General features: G+C 33.4%; 19 protein-coding genes. 8 read left to right on the forward strand and 11 right to left on the reverse strand.

The window, feature by feature from the left end; translation table 11 throughout:
* Positions 1-240 precede the first annotated feature (240 nt).
* On the reverse strand, positions 241-1,290 hold the full coding sequence (locus tag IMCC3317_RS14265) for an alkane 1-monooxygenase (protein ID WP_160130170.1): 1,050 nt from the start codon (positions 1,288-1,290) through the stop codon (positions 241-243).
* Between the two features lie 168 nt (positions 1,291-1,458).
* Between IMCC3317_RS14265 and IMCC3317_RS14270 the strand changes: the two genes are divergently transcribed.
* From IMCC3317_RS14270 to IMCC3317_RS14295, 6 genes are all read left to right on the forward strand, one after another.
* Positions 1,459-4,884, forward strand: coding sequence for a DUF4175 family protein (locus IMCC3317_RS14270; RefSeq protein WP_160130171.1), 3,426 nt, complete (start codon positions 1,459-1,461; stop codon positions 4,882-4,884).
* Positions 4,877-5,299, forward strand: a complete 423-nt coding sequence (gene ybeY, locus IMCC3317_RS14275; protein ID WP_160130172.1) for an rRNA maturation RNase YbeY — start codon at positions 4,877-4,879, stop codon at positions 5,297-5,299. Before IMCC3317_RS14270 ends, ybeY begins: the two co-directional genes overlap by 8 nt.
* A 59-nt stretch (positions 5,300-5,358) precedes the next feature.
* Entirely contained in the window at positions 5,359-7,230 is a 1,872-nt protein-coding gene (gene mnmG / locus IMCC3317_RS14280; RefSeq protein ID WP_160130173.1) for a tRNA uridine-5-carboxymethylaminomethyl(34) synthesis enzyme MnmG, read from the forward strand.
* Positions 7,231-7,263: 33 nt separating this feature from the next.
* A complete protein-coding gene (locus tag IMCC3317_RS14285) occupies positions 7,264-8,091 on the forward strand; it encodes a GNAT family N-acetyltransferase (protein WP_160130174.1) in 828 nt (275 codons plus the stop codon).
* Between the two features lie 230 nt (positions 8,092-8,321).
* On the forward strand, positions 8,322-9,164 hold the full coding sequence (locus IMCC3317_RS14290; RefSeq protein WP_160130175.1) for a class I SAM-dependent methyltransferase: 843 nt from the start codon (positions 8,322-8,324) through the stop codon (positions 9,162-9,164).
* A gap of 304 nt (positions 9,165-9,468) precedes the next feature.
* A complete protein-coding gene (locus tag IMCC3317_RS14295; protein ID WP_160130176.1) occupies positions 9,469-9,990 on the forward strand; it encodes an OmpH family outer membrane protein in 522 nt (173 codons plus the stop codon).
* A gap of 73 nt (positions 9,991-10,063) precedes the next feature.
* On the opposite strand, the gene IMCC3317_RS14300 is transcribed toward IMCC3317_RS14295, so the two are convergent.
* The 5 genes from IMCC3317_RS14300 to IMCC3317_RS14320 form a co-directional block, all read right to left on the reverse strand.
* Positions 10,064-10,753 carry a nucleotidyl transferase AbiEii/AbiGii toxin family protein gene (locus IMCC3317_RS14300; protein WP_160130177.1) on the reverse strand — a complete coding sequence of 230 codons (690 nt, stop codon included), beginning with the start codon at positions 10,751-10,753 and terminating at the stop codon, positions 10,064-10,066.
* Positions 10,746-11,264, reverse strand: coding sequence for a hypothetical protein (locus IMCC3317_RS14305; RefSeq protein WP_160130178.1), 519 nt, complete (start codon positions 11,262-11,264; stop codon positions 10,746-10,748). The genes IMCC3317_RS14300 and IMCC3317_RS14305 overlap by 8 nt, the downstream gene beginning before the upstream one ends.
* A gap of 153 nt (positions 11,265-11,417) precedes the next feature.
* Entirely contained in the window at positions 11,418-12,011 is a 594-nt protein-coding gene (locus tag IMCC3317_RS14310; RefSeq protein ID WP_160130179.1) for a hypothetical protein, read from the reverse strand.
* A 10-nt stretch (positions 12,012-12,021) separates the two neighbouring features.
* Positions 12,022-12,600: a YceI family protein gene (locus IMCC3317_RS14315; RefSeq protein WP_160130180.1), complete on the reverse strand. Its 579-nt coding sequence runs from the start codon at positions 12,598-12,600 to the stop codon at positions 12,022-12,024.
* 17 nt (positions 12,601-12,617) lie between these two features.
* A complete protein-coding gene (locus tag IMCC3317_RS14320) occupies positions 12,618-13,148 on the reverse strand; it encodes a hypothetical protein (RefSeq protein ID WP_160130181.1) in 531 nt (176 codons plus the stop codon).
* Between the two features lie 106 nt (positions 13,149-13,254).
* Here IMCC3317_RS14320 and IMCC3317_RS14325 point away from each other — a divergent pair, with 106 nt between their 5' ends.
* Entirely contained in the window at positions 13,255-14,136 is an 882-nt protein-coding gene (locus IMCC3317_RS14325) for a winged helix-turn-helix domain-containing protein (RefSeq protein ID WP_160130182.1), read from the forward strand.
* Between the two features lie 369 nt (positions 14,137-14,505).
* A complete protein-coding gene (locus IMCC3317_RS14330; RefSeq protein ID WP_160130183.1) occupies positions 14,506-15,954 on the forward strand; it encodes an ATP-binding protein in 1,449 nt (482 codons plus the stop codon).
* 134 nt (positions 15,955-16,088) lie between these two features.
* Here the strand turns inward: IMCC3317_RS14330 and IMCC3317_RS14335 are convergent, their stop codons facing one another.
* From IMCC3317_RS14335 to IMCC3317_RS14355, 5 genes are all read right to left on the reverse strand, one after another.
* The gene (locus tag IMCC3317_RS14335) at positions 16,089-16,538 is read right to left on the reverse strand and encodes a 3-oxoacyl-ACP synthase (RefSeq protein ID WP_160130184.1); all 450 of its coding nucleotides are present in this window, start codon (positions 16,536-16,538) and stop codon (positions 16,089-16,091) included.
* Entirely contained in the window at positions 16,535-17,647 is a 1,113-nt protein-coding gene (locus IMCC3317_RS14340) for an NAD(P)/FAD-dependent oxidoreductase (protein WP_160130185.1), read from the reverse strand. Before IMCC3317_RS14340 ends, IMCC3317_RS14335 begins: the two co-directional genes overlap by 4 nt.
* Before the next feature lie 233 nt (positions 17,648-17,880).
* Entirely contained in the window at positions 17,881-19,230 is a 1,350-nt protein-coding gene (gene accC / locus IMCC3317_RS14345; protein WP_160130186.1) for an acetyl-CoA carboxylase biotin carboxylase subunit, read from the reverse strand.
* Positions 19,231-19,321: 91 nt separating this feature from the next.
* Positions 19,322-19,807 carry an acetyl-CoA carboxylase biotin carboxyl carrier protein gene (accB, locus tag IMCC3317_RS14350; RefSeq protein WP_160130187.1) on the reverse strand — a complete coding sequence of 162 codons (486 nt, stop codon included), beginning with the start codon at positions 19,805-19,807 and terminating at the stop codon, positions 19,322-19,324.
* A 23-nt stretch (positions 19,808-19,830) separates the two neighbouring features.
* Positions 19,831-20,829, reverse strand: a complete 999-nt coding sequence (locus IMCC3317_RS14355; protein WP_160130188.1) for a beta-ketoacyl-ACP synthase III — start codon at positions 20,827-20,829, stop codon at positions 19,831-19,833.
* Positions 20,830-20,833 lie beyond the last annotated feature (4 nt).

Below are 20,833 nucleotides of genomic sequence, written 5' to 3' on the forward strand. Positions count from 1 at the left end.
ATAGGGAAGAAGCAAAGCACCGAGATTGCAAAAGTGTTTTGCCTTAAGGTTTTATGTGAAAACCGTACATGTTACAGGAAAAACACCCTAACAAATGGACTACAAAATGAAATTCAAATTATTTGAAGTATATGCGTGTATAGACGAGTCATAAAAATACAAGCATAGCATTAGCTACGGTTTTATTTTTTGAAGAAGTATAAGCGTGGTAGAAACTAATTATTAGTTTTATTTTGTGGTTTATTTGGTAGTAGAAATCATTTCACTTGGAATGCGTTTATTCATCACTTTGAACCATAATGGAGGAATTAAAGCCAATATCATTGAAGTTGGATAACCATATGGCATTTGCGGACTTTCCTCGTGGCAATCTAACAATTGATATTTTTTTGAAGCTTTATAATGATGATCGCTGTGACGCGTGAGTTCATACAAAACAATGCGTCCGATTGTATGATTGGAGTTCCATGAATGAACTTCACGAACACGCTCATACCGACCAGAAGGCAGTTTTTTTCGGAGCAATCCGTAGTGTTCTATATAGTTGATGGTTTCAAGCAGTAAAAAGCTTACAATAGCACTTCCAATCACAAAAATAAATCCGATACTTCCAAAAAAATAGAAAATAGTCGCCAGATACGCAACTTGTAAAACTGTAAACCAAAACATATTATTTTTAGGCGAGAAGAATGAAAATTTTTCACGTTTGCGTAAGTCTTTCTGAATTTTCCATGCTTTTCCATATTGTCTGATTGTAGAGGTAATCCAGAAAGAATATACAGCTTGATTGTATCGAGCAGTTGCAGGATCTTCTTTAGTTGCTGCGTGTAAATGATGTCCAAAATTATGTTCCACAAAAAAGTGCATATATAATGATGGTAATAACAGCAATTTTGCCATAATTTGTGCTGCTTTCGTTTGTCTGTGACCAAGTTCGTGTGCAACATTGATTCCGTTTGAACCTAATACAATTCCTGTGGAAAAGATCAATCCGACCAATTCGTAAGTTTCATACATTCCCGTGGAAACGTTGAATACTGTTATTAGCAACAATCCAAAAACAATAGGAATATTTAAGTATAACAACCAATCAAAAATAGGATTTGTAGATTTTTTTGTTACTTCTTCAGGCGACAAATTTGCTTTACTTTGAGAAAAAATCAATTCCATAATCGGAATTATTCCAAAGGCATAAATTAGCGTTAAATATGTGTAATATCCGCCTAAATACAAAGCTATAAAAGCAACTAATGGCGTAGAAAAAGCCGCTACATATTTCAAATCTTTCATAAATTCAGTTCTTAATTTGAAGTTATTCAATGTACTGTTTTTTTTGTTTAAATGGAATTTAGTAGCTGAAATGTACTAGCAAACGAACACTTGCTCAAAAATCTTACAGAATCTTTAACAAGTCTAATACAAGAATAATTGCGCAAATATGTTATTTTTATCAGTTATATGAAGAATGCATATCAAGAAATACAAAAGAAGCTTGGACAATTTGTAACGAAATACTATACAAATGAGCTCATCAAAGGTGCAATACTGTTTTTCAGTATCGGACTCTTATATTTTATCATCACCTTATTGGTGGAACATTTTCTATGGCTAAACACTGGCGCAAGAACAGCTTTATTCTGGATTTTTATCTTGGTGGAATTGGCGCTTTTCGCGAAATTTATTGTGTTTCCATTGATAAAATTGTTAAAGCTACAACAAGGAATTAGTTTCAAAGAAGCATCTACAATTATCGGAAATCATTTCCCAGAAGTGAACGATAAGCTGTTGAATGTTTTGCAATTGTCTGAAACGTCTCAGGAATCTGAATTACTTTTGGCAAGTATTGAACAAAAATCGGAAGAATTACAACCAATTCCGTTTCAAGTAGCGATTAACTTTAAGAAAAACGTCAAATACATAAAATATGCAATTCTGCCATTGGCAATTGTGTTGTTCGTGTGGATTTCTGGAAACAGTTCGCTATTTAGCAAGAGTTATGAACGTGTAATCAATTACAAAACAGCGTATGAACCGCCTGCACCTTTTCAGTTTATAGTCGTAAATGATACATTGCAAGCTATTGAAAATCAAGAATATAAATTGCAAGTTCAAACCTTAGGTGATGTTATTCCGGAAGAAGTTCAAATTACGTTGGGCGATGAAACCTATTTTCTTCAAAACAAAGGAATTGGAACGTTCGAATATACATTTGCACAACCAAAAGAAGCAACAACATTTACGTTAACGGCGAATGAAGTTACTTCAAAACCGTATATATTAGAAGTTGTAAAAGTTCCGTCATTAGTGAACTTTCAAATGGTGTTGGATTATCCTGCATACACAAAACGTAAAGATGAGGTTTTAAAAAGTACTGGAAATGCGACAATTCCCGAAGGAACAAAAGTTACTTGGGAAGCGAAAGCAAAACAAACGAATCAATTAGAATTAATTTCTAGCGATAGTACATACGTTTTTAACAAAGAAGAAAATGATTTTAAACTAGAAAGAATAATTTATCAAAAACTTGATTATGAGATAAGTACAAGTAATTCTGAACTTAAAAACTATGAAAATTTAAGTTTTAATATTAGTGTAATAAAAGATGAATATCCTAAAATGGATTTGCAATCCAAACGTGATACAGTAGATCAACGTACATTATATTTCTTAGGTCAAGTTTCAGATGATTACGGATTGAAACGTTTGCAATTAGTATATTTTCCATCGGAAAGTGCTCAAACCAAAACTAGAGAAAACATTCCGATTAATGCTTCCAACATTGATCAATTTCAATACACATTTCCAGGAAATCTTCAACTTACGAAAGGCGTAAACTATGAATTCTATTTTGAATTAACAGATAACGATGGAATTCGTGGTGGAAAGAAAGTAAAAAGTGAAATCTTCAACTATCGAAAACTTACCGATAATGAACTAGAAACGGAACAATTACAACAACAAAACGAGACAATTCAAGATCTAGACAAATCGTTGGAAAAACTTCAAAAACAACAAGAAGAACTGAAAAAGATTTCGAAAAATCAAAAAGAAAAGAGTGAATTGAACTTTAATGATCGTAAAAAGCTTCAAAAATTCTTGCAACGACAAGAACAAAATGATCAAATGATGGAGAAATTTTCTAAGCAATTGCAAAAGAACTTAGAAGAATTTCAAGAAGATGAAACAAAAGAAGATGAAGATAAAGAGTTACTGAAAGAACGTTTAGAACGTCAACAAAAAGAATTAGAAAAGAATGAAAAGTTGATGGAAGAATTGAAGAAACTCGCTGAAAAAATAAGCGAAGAAGAACTTTCTGAAAAACTGGAGCAACTCGCAAAAAAACAACAAAACAGCAAAAAGAATTTACAGCAAATTGTAGAATTGACGAAACGCTTTTATGTAACGAAAAAAGCGGAAAAGATTCAAAAGGAACTTGCTGAACTTGCGAAAGAACAAAAAGAACTTTCAGAAAAAAGTGGTGATGAAAACACCAAAGAGAAGCAAGAAGAGCTCAATAAAAAGTTTGAAGATTTGCAAAAGCAAATGGACGATTTGGACAAAGAAAATGAGGAACTTAAAAAGCCAATTGATTTAGAACGTAAAAAAGAAGAAGAAGAAGACATCAAAAAAGAGCAGGAAGATGCTTCTGATGATTTAGAAGAAAGTGAAAAATCTGAAGCAGAACAACAGAAAAGCGATAAACAAAAAAGCGCCAAAAGCAAACAAAAGAAAGCTGCTCAAAAAATGCAGCGTATGAGTAAAGCGATGCAAAGTTCTATGCAAATGAGTGGCGAAGAAGGCATGAAAGAAGACGCAGAAATGTTGCGCCAAATTTTAGATAATTTGGTTTTATTCTCGTTTGATGAAGAAAAACTAATGAAAGGTTTTCAAGAAATTGACAACACAAATGCGAGTTATGCATCCAAGTTAAAACGTCAACAAGAACTTCGAAAAATGTTTGAACATGTAGATGATAGCTTGTTTGCATTGTCGTTGCGTCAGCCAAAAATCTCGGAACAAATTAATGGAGAAATTACAGATATCTATTTCAACATTGACAAATCAATGGAGTTATTAGCGGAAAACAATGTATATCGCGGTGTTGGAGCGCAACAATATGCACTAACTGCTACCAATAAACTTGCCGATTTTCTAAGTAGCGCATTGGACAATATGCAACAAAGCATGGGACAAGGTCAAGGACAAGGTTCTTCTGGAATGGGACAAAGTGGACAAAACCAAGGGCAAGGAAAAGGGTTTCAGTTGCCTGATTTAATTCAGTCGCAAGAAGAATTGAACAAGCAAATGAAAGAAGGAGCAAAGCAAGAAGGTCAAGGAAAAGATGGAAAAGGCGGTAAGAAAGATGGCAAAGAAGAAGGCGAATCTGGTAAAGGTGGAAAAGACGGTAAATCCGGAGAAAATGGTCAACAAGGTGGCGGATCTGGAAGCGGCGATGAAGATTCTTCAGGAAAACTATATGATATTTACAAACAACAACAAGCGTTGCGCGGTCAATTAGAACAGCAATTAAAAGATAAATACGGCGAGAAAATTGACAATCCACAAGCGAAAGAATTGCTAAAGCAAATGGAGCAAGTTGAAACGGAATTGCTAGAAAAAGGGTTCAATGATGAAACGATGAAAAAGATGATTGAACTCAAGTATAAATTGCAAAAACTGGATAAAGCTGCCTTCGAACAAGAAAAAGAAAACAAACGAGAATCTTCCTCAAATCGCAAGGATTTTACCAATACTACAAACGAGAAAATGCCTGATGTTAGACAGTATTTCAATCAAATTGAGATATTAAACAGACAAGTATTACCTTTGCGCAATAATTACAAAAAGAAAGTACAAGAGTATTTCAAGAAAAAAGATGATTAGTTTTAACTATGAAACCCAATTTGAACTTCCAAATGAAGCGCAAATTGAATACTGGATTCGCAAGGTAATTGCATCGGAAAGTAAGCGTGAAGGAGAAATCAATTATATATTTTGTGACGATGCATATTTGCACAAACTTAATGTAGAATTCCTCAATCATGATACGTTAACTGATATTATTAGTTTCGATAATACTGTGGGAAACGAATTACACGGAGACATTTTTATTTCAGTAGAACGTGTTGCTGAAAATGCGAAAGATTTTGATGTTTTGTTCGATGAAGAACTCAAAAGAGTCATGGTTCACGGTGTATTACATTACTGTGGATTTAAAGATAAAACTGAAGAAGATCAGGCTGAAATGACAGCAAAGGAAAATGAAAAACTTGAAATGTTCCACGTGGAACAATCGTAAATATCACTTAGAATACTTTCGAAAATTATATAAAAGTAAAGAAATTCAATCGTTAAGATATGTTTGAAAATGAATATGATGTAATCGTTGTTGGAGCAGGACATGCAGGTTCAGAAGCCGCAGCTGCAGCCGCAAACATGGGAAGCTCAACGTTACTTATTACAATGAACTTGCAAAACATTGCGCAAATGTCTTGTAATCCCGCGATGGGCGGAATTGCCAAAGGACAAATTGTGCGCGAAATTGATGCACTTGGTGGATATAGTGGAATTGTTACCGATGCATCTGCGATTCAATTTAAGATGCTAAATAAATCTAAAGGTCCTGCAATGTGGTCGCCAAGAGCGCAAAGTGACCGAATGCGATTTGCAGAAGAATGGCGTTTGAAACTAGAATCAACTGAGAATTTAGACTTTTATCAAGAAATGGTAAAAGGCTTAATCATTGAAGGCGGAAAAATTAAAGGTGTAAAAACTTCTTTAGGATTAGAAATAAGATCGAAAACTGTTGTCTTAACTAACGGAACTTTCCTAAACGGATTGATTCATATTGGAGATAAAAACTTCGGTGGTGGAAGAGCAGGAGAAAGAGCTGCCACAGGAATTACGGAAGAATTAGTAGCACTTGGGTTTGAATCGGGAAGAATGAAAACAGGAACGCCGCCACGAGTTGATGGACGTTCGTTAGATTATTCCAAGATGATAATTCAACCTGGAGATGCAATTCCAGATAAGTTTTCATACTTAAAAGAAAGTAAACCTTTAGTAGAACAACGCGCATGCCACATGACACATACAAGTACTTTGGTGCATGATTTATTGCGTGAAGGTTTTGACAGATCGCCAATGTTTAACGGAAGAATTCAATCGGTTGGACCAAGATATTGTCCTTCTATTGAAGATAAAATAAATCGTTTTGCTGATAAAGATCGTCATCAATTATTCGTAGAACCAGAAGGTTGGAATACCTGTGAAGTTTATGTAAATGGGTTTTCTACTTCTTTGCCAGAAGATGTTCAATTTAAAGCATTGCGTTCTGTGGTAGGATTTGAAAAGGTGAAGTTTTTTAGACCTGGTTATGCAATAGAATACGATTACTTTCCGCCAACACAATTAAAGCATACATTAGAAACAAAGTTGGTTAACGGATTGTTTTTTGCAGGACAAATTAACGGAACAACTGGTTATGAAGAAGCAGCTTCTCAAGGATTAATGGCTGGAATAAATGCTGCTTTGCAAGTGCAAGAAAGAGATGAATTTATCCTAAAAAGAAACGAAGCATATATTGGAGTTTTGGTTGATGATCTCATCACAAAAGGAACTGAAGAACCTTATAGAATGTTTACTTCTCGAGCGGAATATAGAACATTATTGCGCCAAGATAATGCCGATTTTAGGTTAACTCCAGTTGGACATAAACTCGGTTTAGCGAGTGAAGAAAGATTAAAAGCGATGGAACATAAGAAGACTTCCTCAGATGCTTTTATCCGATTTTTTCAAGAAACAAGTGTAAAACCAGAAGAAATTAATCCTGTTTTAGAAGCTAAAGATTCTGCTAAAGTGAAGCAGCAAGATAAGATGTTTAAGATATTTTCGCGTCCCAATATTAGTATGGATGATATGAAACAAGTTGCTTCTGTTTCTCAATTTATTGAAGAACATCAATTGGATAAAGACGTCTTAGAACAGACAGAAGTTCAGATAAAATATGCTGGTTATATTAACAAAGAAAAGGCAAATGCTGATAAATTAAATAACCTCGATCGTGTCAAAATTCCAAAAGATTTTGAGTATGATGGTTTAACGAATTTGTCTTTAGAAGCACGCCAAAAGTTATCTAAAATACGTCCTGTAAACTTATCGCAAGCATCACGAATTAGTGGCGTTTCTCCAAGTGATATTAGTGTGATGTTAGTCTATTTGAAGAGATAAATTACTAAGTGTTCCACGTGGAACAATCTACATATGAAAATACAATCATTAGAAAACACGCCTGTTGAAGAGATCATAAAGACCTTGAATCTGGCGTTTTCTGATTATTTAATCCCTATCAATTTTACGCTCGATTATGTGAACGAACGCTGGACAGCTTCCGGCGTAGATTACAGTTTGTCGTTTGGTGTTTTTGACAATGAGAAATTAGTCGGGTTCATCATTCATGCGATAAATAGGTATGGAGATTCGAAAGTCGCGTTTAACGCTTCTACAGGAATTATTCCGACACATCGTAGAAAAGGCCTGTTGACGAAATTATATTCAACCGCGATTCCAACGTTAAAAGAAAATGGAATTCAAGTAAGCACATTGGAAGTAATTACAGAAAATGAACGCGCCATTTTAGCATATCAAAAAGTAGGTTTCAAAATTGATCGTCAATATAAATTATACAAATTCAATTGGGAACAAAAAGAAATTGAATCGGAACTCGAAGTTGAAATGAATGCTGATTTCGATTTTGAAACATTCGAACATTTACAAAACTATTTTCCTTCATTAGAAAATCAAAATCATTGTTTGGAAAAGCTTAAAAAAAGTTTAGTTTCGATTTCAATTTTTGATAAAAAAGAAATCGTTGCATATTTAATTTTTCATAAAACTTCAAATAGAATTCATCGATTAGGTGTAAAAGAAAATGATTGGAATAGTTTTGGTGAAATTTTATTTTCAGGGTTGGCATCAGGAAATTATAATATTATAAATATTGACACTAATAATAATAATATTCACAGTTTTTTCAAAAAGATGAAGTTCGAAAATTACATTGATCAATATGATATGAGTCTGGAATTTTGAATTATAAATGATGAATTATAAATTTTGTTTGTTGAATAATTATTAAATAGAATTTTACAGAATAGAGGATTTGAATAACAATTATCAAATCGTTTTAGATTATTAAATAATCAACTTTGAACCTAAAACTTTAAACCTTGAATTTTATAAGTTAATTTGAGATTGACGATATATAAAACATCAATTGTTCCACGTGGAACAATTCAATAAAAAAATAGAAGCAATAAAAAATGGATAACATTACGGTAAAAGATCATTCTGTTTCTGGTGAAGAATTTCAGCTTGTGTTTGACGACGTTTTGGAAATGTACAAAACCGAACCGCAACCAAGTTTGGACAAATTACCTTCCTATTACCAAAGCGAAGATTATATTTCACATACCGATACGAAGCGGAATTTATTCGAAAAAATATACCATTGGGTTCGTACATATATGCTTTCTAAAAAAATGGCGTTGGTAGATTTGCATACGAATAGTGATGGAAAAAAAGTGCTAGATATTGGTTGCGGAACTGGAGACTTTTTGGCAATGGCTCAAAAATACAACTGGAATATTTCTGGTGTTGAACCTGACGCTGAAGCTCGGAAAATTGCTTCTGAGAAAACATCAATCGAGATTCATGACAACAATTGGCTTTCCAAAATTTCCGACGATAGTTTTGATGCAATTACCATGTGGCATGTGTTAGAACATGTTCCTAACTTAGAGGAACAAATTGCGATGCTGAAACGAATTGTAAAACCAACTGGAAGTATTTTCATTGCCGTTCCAAATTTTAAAAGTCATGATGCAACTCATTACAAAGAACTTTGGGCAGCGTTTGATGTGCCGAGACACCTTTGGCATTTCTCACAAAAATCTATCACAGAACTATTTTCAAAGGAAAACATGAAAGTAGTAAAAATCTTACCAATGAAATTTGATGCGTATTATGTGAGTTTACTTTCTGAAAAACACAAAACCGGAAAGATGAATCCTGTAAAAGCATTTTATAGAGGATTTGTCTCAAATTTTAAAGCGATGAATAGTTCGGAGTATTCTTCATTGATTTACGTAATCAAGAACGACTAAAAACGCAATTAGAGCTACTTTAAGCATATTTCATCACTGAAACTATATAATGTGCTGACTTTTATTAGAAATGGTTTTAAACACCTAAAAAAACAGATGTATTTTAATTAGTATTATTTATAGTTTCAATAATTAACATAAATATTATTTATAGTTTTGATTTTGTGGAAATTCATTCAATATTCACAATTTGTTATTTCAACTTTATTTCTATTTTTGCGCCAATGAAAATGATAGAAAACGGAATGATGTCGTTTTATCAATTTTTCAAAATAAATAGATACTAATTTAAAAACTCATACACATGAAAAAATTAATCGTTTTGGCAATTGCCGCACTCGGATTGTATTCTTGTCAGGAATCTGCAAAAATTGCTTTTGTTGACAATTCTGAATTAATCAACGAATACCAAGAGAAAAAAGATTTAGAAGGAAAGTTTACTACAATTATTGACGGTTTCAATAAAAGAAAAGACAGCATGCAACAAATGTTTAATCTTGAATTGAAACAAGCGCAAGAAACTGCTGCAAAAGCTTCTCCAAAAAAACAACAAGAATTATCGGTTAAAATTCAACAATTGGGTGAACGTTTGGATCAGCAAATCAAAATTGAGCAAAATCGTATTTCTGAAGAGAGCAGAACGCAAAATGATTCTTTGGTAAGCAGCGTGAAAAAATTTGTTGCCGAATACGGAGAAACAAATGGATACGATTATATTTTAGGTAAAAATGAATTTACAGGAAATATGTATTACGGAAAAGAAAAGCATGATATTACGAAAGCTGTTTTAGAAGCGTTGAATAAAAAGTACGCAGATAAAAAGTAATTCGTTTTACATTATAAATAGTTAAAGGCTTCCATTGCGGAAGTCTTTTTGTTTTTGTGAAACTGAAATTTTGTTATAATTCGAGTATTTTTTGAAGCTTATCAATAATTAATTCTCTTCGGTCTTTCGCTGTATAAGGATTTATATGACACTCTATAATTTCATTTCTGGAAGAATGAAATAGTATATGTTCACTCATTTCTTTCAAAAATACTTGAACGTCTTCTTCTGCATTTTTCACATCTTTAAGTAAGTCAATATTATTGTCAATTATATGGATTATATCTTCAAAGTCATGACTTGTTCTATGATCTTTTCCTCTGCCTTTAAATGCTTCCCATTTTGTAGCTAGAAATAAACTAACGGGTAAAATGTGAATCTCTGCATTGCCAATTTTAACTGGATACGCTTTTTCAAAACCAGGTTTTAACCAACTATTTGTTGGCCCAAGAGCAGTTTGTTCCCACGGAATAAAATCAATCAGTATTTTATCATACGTATAACGATATATTACAGTTTCAGTTTGTGCTGGATAAATCTTTTTAGTAGCTAATTTTTCTCTCAGTTCTTCCATTTGAGAATACGTACTTATTTGAACAGAAATGTCAATATCTTTAGTTGGTCTTGGTTGTTCTGCACTTTCATCTGTAACATACAAACTCACTACAGCGCCGCCAACATAAATAACTTCTTTATTAAGTTCTCCTAATGCTAAAGCAACTTTTTCAACTACTTTTAAGTTTATTATTTGATTTTTAAGCATGCTCAATTCTTTCTTTTAATAAATTAAAAGCAATAGTTTGCTCCCTAACTTTTCCAATTCTTATAGCGTCTGTTAAAGCCATTAATTCGTAATATTTTTTGTCTTTTAGACAAGCTTCAGGTGTTTTTGGATGAAGCGGCTCAATGACCTGACCTCTTATTTTTCCTTGTCCATAAGCCCAAACAAATCGGTCAACACTTACAATTTCATTATTCAATGGACTTGCAGAAATAGAAGTGCCAATACCTCTAACCATTGCGCCTGGACGTTGTGGATACACATATCGTAACCCAGATTTCAGAAAATCTAAAAGTGCTAACTTATGAAGTGTTTTTTTATCACTACTAATTAAACCTCCAATTACTGATCGGTTTATACTTTCGCTTATTTCGCTAGAACTAATATGAAGTTCATACGCCAAGTCTTTCATGTACCATTTTTCTTGTCCTTTACTTGCAATTTTGAGAAGAATAGCAATGTCGTGAGGACGCATACCATTATGCTGTTTCATAACTTGAATCTTTATTCTTATCAAAGATACAAATAATTATTTGCAATTCGCGATTCGCGAATCGCGAATTTAGTTCTATTTGAAAAATCAAATTATTTCAAGCTTGAAATTTTAAAAAAGTCTCTCGAGCAAGCTCTTAATTTATAATAAACACTAATCTTTACAAGGTTTCCCTTTGAGTTTCACACTATATAATTTATCCCAAATTGCATGATCCAATTCTTTTTGAGAGAAGTAAAACAGCACCATTGATTTCTTTTTTTCTTTACAATAATACTGCTTTACAGTGCAATTTAACATCATAACATCTTTGGTGTGGAATGAATTGTAAATTTGAAGTTTTCCGACAAATTCAAATGCTTTGTTTGTGGTTTCTTTTTTGAGAAATAACGCAATGGTTTTTGGTAAAATCTTTCCCTTGTCTTTATTAACGCCATCCATTAAACCATCAAAATAATATTGTAAATAGTTTTCTAAATCGGTTGCAGACAATTCTTTATTCAAATCAATGTCCCAAACAAATGCGTACGTCCAAAAACCGTCACTTTCTTTCTTTGACCAATCTGGTGAAAAGCGAATTTCTTCAATACCTTTGTACGGAATTTGTGGCGCAAAATGTATTGGCATCGGAATGATTTCTTTTCCCCAAGAAGCGTCAGAAATTAACAAATCAGCTTCCTTTTTTTCTTGTCCAAAAGCCAAAAAAGCTTGTAAACATAATACGATGAGCAGTAAATTATTTTTCATATCTATTTAATTATAAAATTATTTTTACTTCAAAACCAATTGCGTCCGAAATCGCTTTATCTTTCAGTTTACTATTATAATTAACTCCCCAAAGTGTTCTATCAATCTTAAATTTTGTGGTCATGATTTTCTTTTCAAAATTAAGTTGGGCTTGAAACTTTACAGGTTGCGTAACACCTTTTATCGTCATAGTTGCGTTTGCTTCAAAATGTGTTGCATCGTGGTAACGAATACTTGTAATCACAATTGTTGCGGTTGGAAATTTTTTCACTTCAAAGAAATCAGCATCTTTCAAATGATCGCTCAAACTTTGATTTCCTTCTTCGTTCATGTCTTGCGCAATCAAAGTATTCAGGTCAATACTAAAAGTTCCGCCAGTAATTTTCCCTTCCGATTTTAAAAAATGTCCTTCTTTGAACTTTACAATTCCAAAATGTCCACTAAAATAAAAGCTATAATCGCACGACCATTTTATTTCACTTTTAGAAGTGTTAATTGGAAGTTGTTCTTGTCCATAGATTTCTTCTTGTGCATTTGAAAACGCTACTGAAAATATCGCGAAAGCGAATGCTAAAATATATTTTTTCATCTGTATCTTTTTTAGAATTACTTTTTAACGGTTACTTTTTTGATTTCTAATTTTCCAGCTTTACGAGAAATGGTAAAATGTACTTTTTCTAGCGTGCAACGTGGTTCAATCGTAAATTGAATGAAGCCAGAAACTTCAAAATCATTTGTATCGGAAATGGTAAATTGTTGCGTATGCGTTGTGTTTTCTCGCACAAAATTTACAGGACCGTGATTCCAAGGATCAACACTTTCTTCTGATAGTGGACTTTCTGAAAACTTCCCAATCATTTGAAGTTTCGTATTCTTATCCATAATCATGGTAAAAATCCCTAAATAATCACCTTTAGAATTTGGAGAAACATAATGCGCATCTTTCTTTAATTCCATTTTAATAATTAAATTATAGGTGTCATTTTTCAATCTTTTAACTTGAAGCGAAAGATCATACGGTTCTTCATGTTTGCTAATTTTTTCACCTGAAATAATATTTGGATTCGTATCAACTTGATGATTTGTGTCATAGTTCATATTAAAAAGAACGATGATGAGTGTGATAATTTTGTTCATTTTTTGAATGTTTTGATTTTGAAGTAAAACTAGATCGAACACGTAGCAAAAAGTGTCAAAAAATTGTAAAAGAAGTGTCAACAGTTGTAAAATGTCCTGAAATTGTATGTTATTTACACCAATTATGAGCAAAAAACGTATTTATTCATACAGCGGATTAATTCTGATTATCTTCCTTACTTGGTTATTTTCAAAACCGAGCCAGGAACAAACGGAGTTTTCCGAGAAGGTAAAAATTGCTTTGCGCGATGTTGGAAACAAATTATTATTGACAAATAAAGATTCGACGTCATTGATTTTTCCTGTGAAAGAAATTGGCAATTCAAAATATGAAGTGTCCTTTGAAAGTAAGCTTACATTTGAGCCAACTGCATTCGTTTCTATTGTAGAAAAAAGTTTCAAAAAGTCACAATTACCCGAAGAATATCGTGTGGAAGTTATTCAATGTACGGACAAAGAAGTTGCGTATAGTTACGAGATAAGTCAGCAAGAAGAAAACACAATTATTCCGTGTGCCGGACGATTTTTGCCAAGCAATTGCTATACGATTCAAGTGCGATTTACTGAAATTAAAGCTTCTTTTTTTAGCGCTTCAACTTTTATATATCTATTTCTTTTGATTATTTTCATTCTGATGGAAGTGTTCTTTTTCAAGAAGAAGCAACCCGAAAAACCGCGAGAAGGTTCAGATATTTATGAATCTATCGGAAGTTTTCATTTCTATCCAGAACAGAATAAATTAGTGAAGCAACTGATGGAAATTAATCTTTCTAGAAAAGAATGTGAATTGTTACAAATTTTTGTGGCGAACCCAAATCAAATCGTAACTCGTGACGAACTCACCAAAAAAGTTTGGGAAGATAACGGCGTTATTGTTGGCAGAAGTTTAGACACGTATATTTCCAAACTCCGCAAAAAGCTAAAAGACGACGAAACCATTAAATTAACTAATGTGCATGGCGTTGGTTATAAATTGGAGATATCTTAGATGCGCTTCGCTGTCAGATCGCTATCGCTTTTAGAATCGGCTACGCCTGTTAGCATATTAGATTTTTTGTGTTTGTCATTTCTATTAACTTATTGAGCGGAATTGAAGTAAGGCAATAAACTAATTTCTATAGTAAGTATTAAAAATCTTATTCTTTACTTTCACCTAAGCTTGCCTGTAAAAAAATAGGTTTGGTTAGAATGAAAATATATCGAACTTGATATGCCCACATGTTTACAATATTAATAAACAACTTCATATTAAATAATTTTACTAGATTTGTTTTATGTGACTGTTATGTGACTAAACTAATTAATTTTTATTTAAGTATTTGATTTAAAGTGCTTTAAAATTTTTATTTATGTGATTATGAGTGAAAATGAATTAAAAATCCTGTTAAGTGAACTTCGTTCTCTTGTGAATGAAACAGAATGGGTTGAATTTAAGGCAAATAATGCAATAGAAATAGGAGAGTATATTTCTGCTTTATCTAATTCAGCTTGTGTACATGATAAAGATTATGGATATGTTGTATTTGGAATTGATGACAAAACCCATAGAATAATAGGAACTACTTTCTTATCAAATCAAAAAGCAAAAGGAAATGAAGATTTGATACCTTGGCTTGCTCGATTACTCAACCCTAGAATCAATTTTAATTTTTACGAATTTGAAGTCGAAGGAAAAAATATAGTTCTTTTAAGAATTAAAGCAACACAAAACACTCCTGTCAAATTTAAAGGAATTCCATACATTAGAATTGGTTCTTCAAAAAAGAAACTAGATGATTACCCAGAAAAAGAGAGGTCTATTTGGACTAAAAGCCCAACAGAAAGTTTTGAAAATGAGATTGCTGTTTACAACTTAAAACCTGATGAAGTTTTAAAACTAATAGATTATCCTTCTTATTTTGAGCTAACGAATTCTCCTCTACCAGAAAATAGAGATGCCATATTTGAAAAATTTCAACAAGAAAGATTAATCACAAAACATGGAAACCACTATAACATAACCAATCTATGCGCAATACTTTTCGCAAGAAAATTATATGAGTTTGAAAATCTTGAAAGAAAAGCTATAAGAGTTATAATTTATCAAGGAAAAAATAAATTACGTACCAAAAAAGAACAACTCGGACAAAAAGGCTATGCTTCTGGTTTTAAAGGCTTAGTTAATTATATTAATGACCAATTACCATCTAATGAAGAAATTGGAAAAGTTTTTAGAAAAGAAGTAAAAATGTATCCTGAATTAGCAATAAGAGAGTTGGTTGCAAATGCTATAATTCATCAAGATTTTAGTGAGACTGGAACTTCTCCAATGGTAGAAATTTTTCAAGATAGAGTAGAAATAACTAACCCTGGAAAACCTTTAATAAGCACAATGAGGTTTGTTGACCATAATCCACAATCTAGAAATGAAAAACTAGCTCATTTTATGAGAAGACTAAGTATTTGTGAAGAAAGAGGAAGTGGTATTGATAAAGTTATTTTTGAATGTGAATATTTTCAATTACCAGCTCCTAAATTTATAGAAGGAGATAATTATACTCGTGTAATTATTTATTCTCATAAAACATTAAGGCAAATGGATAAAGAAGATAAAGTTAGAGCTTGTTACCTTCACTCTTGCTTAAAATATGTGTCGGGAGAGCATATGACTAATCATTCACTAAGAGAAAGATTTGGAATTGAAGAAAAAAATTATTCTATGGCTTCAAGAATAATATCAGAAGCTATTAAATCGGGTCAAATAAAAGATTATGACCCAGAAAATAAATCCAAAAAACATTCTAAATATGTACCGTATTGGGCTTAAATCTTCTGTGATTGTTATGTGACTATAAGATATGAAAACAAGTGTTTATAGCTATTAACAAGGAAAAACTATGTGACTAAACGTTTGACAAGAATAGACGTAAAAACAAAATTACCACACAAAATACACTCACATCACAAAACCGCCTCAACAACAAAACTCTGATCTCTAAACGAAACCTTTTCACCAACTTTTTTGCCTAATAATAATTTCCCAATGGGCGTATTGGAAGCAATTGCGTAGAAATTTTCATTGTTTGCAGAAATTTCGCCAACACTTACCGAAATAAAATAATTGGCTTGCGAAGTGTACACAATACTACCCAAACAACCTTGTTCGGCAACTAATTTCGGATTTACCTTAAAGAGAATTTCTTTTACTTTCTGAATTTCCGCCAACTGATTGCCTAACTTTTCACGTTCTATTTGCAACATAGCGCGTCCAGTTTCATGCTTATCGCCAGCCGAACTTTTGGTTTCAGACAACATCGCTTCTTGAATGCTTGCGAAGTTTGCTTCAATATTTGCGTGTCGTTCGTTGACAATTTTCAGGCATAAATTATATAAGGTTTCTTTCAAATTCATGTCAATTGTGCTAATTCTTTTCCAACCAAACTACCAATTGCAATGCCCATTCCGCCTAAGCGAACGCCACAAAATACATGATTAGAAAGTGGTTTTACAATGGCTTTTTTCTGTGTTCCAACGCCCATAATTCCGCTCCAGCGATGTTCTACTTCAAAAGGTATATTTGGTAAAATAGTCGTTTTTAATAAATTTTCCAGCTTCCGCTGAATGATCTCAGTTTGATTAAATTCAGTAGTTTCTTCACCTTTAAAATCCAAATTTCGTCCGCCGCCGAATAGAATACGATCGTCAATATTCCTAAAATAATAATAGCCTTTATCCAAATGAAAAGTTCCTTTTATGTGTAAATCAGGAATTGGCTTGGTAATTAATACTTGTGCGCGTGCAGGTTTTACTTTTTCGTCTAATAATTGGGAAGCAAATCCGTTGGTTGCAATTAAGAGTTTTTTGGTATTCAACTCAAAATGATTGGTTTTTATGTGAACCGAATTTCCACTTTCCGTGAAATCTTCTACCGTAACCGAATTTAAGATTAAAATATTCTCTGATAAGACTTTCTGCAAAAGCGAATTCATCATTTTCCCTGTATCAATTTGTCCTTCAAACTGATTAAAAATATACGTTGATTGAATCTGTTGAAATTGAAATTTATTGTCAACTTCACTAAATACATTTCCTTTAAAAATTGGCTTCAATAACTGATTGATGATTTCCTTTTCCGCCAAACATGATTCGTACAAATCTGAATCTTCTTGTGTAAACAATTCATAACCGCCTAATTGTTGAAAATCGATGTTGGAATCGCCTAAAGTTGAGCGAAGCAACGCTAAACCATTACAACGTCTTTTAACGAGTTCTAAAACTTCTTGCTTAGAATGTGTGTGTAAATCGTCTAAAATCTCTGAGAGACTTCCAAAACAAGCAAATCCAGCATTTTTTGTGCTTGCGCCTTGCGGCAGAATTCCTTTTTCGAGCACAATAATTTTTGCAGTTGGATATTGATTTCGAAGTTGCAACGCACAATTGAGTCCAACAATGCCGCTTCCAACAATAGTGAAATCAACATTTGATAACCACGTTTTATATTCCCAATAGCTAAGATTCATTGGTTTTTTCAGTTAATTTTATGTTTCAATTTAGATAAAGTATAAAGATATATAAATAGTAGTTATTGCGAGAATTTTGAAAAAATTTGTGGCAATCTGTTTTTTTCAACAAGTAATTTGATTACTAGATTACTTCGGCACAGCTCAGCACAAGAACTTCACTATCGTTCGTAACAGCGTTACAATAAAGCATAAAAAAAGCTCCTAATCTTAGGAGCTTTTTTCTATATAATTTATTCTTCTTCTTCTTTCATTACGAAATCTTCCATAAATTTCGTTGTGTAGTTTCCGGCGACATAATCTGGATGATCCATTAATTGTCTGTGGAAAGGAATTGTAGTTTTTATTCCTTCAATTACAAACTCATCTAACGCGCGTTTCATCTTATTGATAGCTTCTTCACGTGTTTGCGCTGTTGTAATCAACTTTGCAATCATAGAATCGTAGTTTGGTGGAATTGAATACCCAGCATATACATGCGTATCTAAACGAATTCCGTGTCCGCCTGGCGCGTGTAATACTGTAATTCTTCCTGGAGAAGGTCTAAAGTTATTGTATGGATCTTCCGCATTAATTCTACATTCGATAGAGTGTAATTTAGGCGTATAATTTTTTCCTGAGATTGGCACACCAGCCGCAACTAAGATTTGCTCACGAATTAAATCGAAATCAATTACTTGTTCCGTAATTGGATGTTCTACTTGGATACGCGTATTCATTTCCATGAAGTAGAAGTTTCTGTGTTTATCTACCAAAAATTCGACCGTTCCAGCACCTTCATATTTAATGAATTCCGCAGCTTTTACCGCAGCATCTCCCATAGCTTTTCTAAGCTTATCAGTCATGAATGGAGAAGGAACTTCTTCGGTTAGTTTTTGGTGACGACGTTGTATAGAGCAGTCGCGCTCAGATAAGTGACATGCTTTTCCTGAAGAATCTCCAACTATTTGAATTTCAATATGTCTTGGCTCTTCAATGAGTTTTTCCATGTACATGTCATTATTCCCAAAAGCGGCTTTTGATTCTTGTCGAGCATCATCCCAAGCGTCTCTTAAGTCTTCTGGTTTCCAAACGGCGCGCATTCCTTTTCCACCACCACCAGCAGTTGCTTTTAGCATTACAGGATATCCTGTTTCTACGGCTAGTTTTTCACATTCTTCAAAATCTTCAATGATTCCTTCACTTCCTGGAACACAAGGAACGCCTGCAGCTTTCATGGTAGATTTTGCAGAAGCTTTGTCTCCCATTTTATCAATCATATCAGCAGAAGCGCCAATAAATTTGATGTTATGCTCTTCACAGATTTTTGAGAATTTGGCGTTTTCAGATAAGAATCCGTATCCTGGATGTATGGCGTCTGCATTTGTAATTTCTGCAGCAGCAATGATATTTGCCATTTTTAGGTATGACTCGCTACTTGGCGCGGGTCCTATACAAACTGCTTCATCAGCAAATCGTACGTGTAAGCTATCAATGTCTGCTGTAGAATATACAGCAACTGTTTTGATACCCATTTCTTTGCAGGTTCTAATAACTCTAAGTGCTATTTCACCTCTGTTTGCAACTAATATTTTTTTGAACATCTCTTGAAATTTTAAATTTTGAAATTAAAATCAATAACTTTTTGAATCGCTCAGAATTTCTTCTTTTGCTTCAAGTGTTATTTAAAATTTCTTATGATGGATCTACCAAGAATAATGGTTGATCAAATTCTACTGGTGAAGAGTCGTCTACTAAGACTTTCACTATTTTTCCTGAAACTTCTGATTCAATTTCATTGAAAAGTTTCATTGCTTCAATCACACAAAGTACATCTCCTTCGGAAATAGTGCTTCCAATTTCAACAAATAAAGGTTTGTCTGGAGCGGGTTTTCTGTAAAAAGTACCAATGATTGGCGATTTTATAATAATAAATTTAGCGTTTTCGTCAGCTACTTGCGCTTCCGCTGCTGTTGGAACTGCTGCTTGTGCTATTGGAGCTACGGCAGTGTGTTGTTGCGGCATTCCGCCCATAGGAATTTGCTGTACTAAAGTTGTCGTTTCGCCTTTTGCATCTCCAGTTTTAATGGTGATTTTTACATCTTCCATTTCAAGTTTTACTTCACTTGCGCCAGATTTAGCAACGAATTTGATTAAGTTCTGAATTTCTTTTAAATCCATGATTGATATAGGTTTTAGTCGTTTTAGTTTGAATTATATGCCCATTTAAGATAGATAGCTCCCCATGTGAATCCGCCACCAAAAGCAGCAAAGATAAGGTTATCTCCTTTTTTGAGTTGTTTTTCATAGTCATGTAAACAAAGTGGCAATGTCCCAGAAGTTGTATTTCCGTAACGTTGAATGTTTACCATTACTTTACTTTCATCTACACCCATACGCCTTGCGGTGGCGTCAATGATGCGTTTATTGGCTTGGTGAGGCACCAACCATTGCACATCTTCGTTTGTCAGGTTATTATCTTCCATAATTTTTGCACTTATATCTGCCATTTTAGATACTGCAAATTTGAAGACTGTTTTCCCGTCTTGAATTACGGTATGTTGTTTGTTTTTTACGGTTTCTTCAGAAGCAGGTAAGATAGATCCGCCTGCGTCAATTTTTAAGAAGTCGCGACCATTACCATCACTTCTAAGGTATTCGTCTTGCAATCCTAATCCTTCTTCATTTGGTTCAAATAATATAGCACCTGCGCCATCACCAAATATGATACACGTTGATCTGTCTGTGTAATCAACAATTGACGACATTTTATCAGCACCAATTAATAGCACTTTTTTGTAACGTCCAGATTGTATATAACTTGCTGCCGTAGACATTCCGTATAAGAAACTAGAACACGCTGCTTGCAAGTCAAATGCAAATGCATTGGTTGCACCAATTTTAGTTGCGGTATACACTGCTGTAGATGCTACAGGCATATCAGGTGTTGCCGTGGCAACAATTACGAGGTCTATTTCTTTTGGATCTAAGTTTTTCTTTGCGAGTAAGTTTTTCGCAGCTTTGATAGCTAAATATGAAGTTCCAGCTCCTTCTTTTTTAAGAATTCTGCGTTCTTTGATACCTGTTCGAGTCGTGATCCACTCATCATTAGTATCAACCATTGTTTCAAGGATCTTGTTGGTTAATACGTATTCAGGAATATAGGCTCCTACAGCTGTTATTGCTGCTGTGATTTTGGTCATACCT

Source organism: Kordia antarctica, from assembly GCF_009901525.1.
Classification (GTDB): Bacteria; Bacteroidota; Bacteroidia; order Flavobacteriales; family Flavobacteriaceae; genus Kordia; species Kordia antarctica.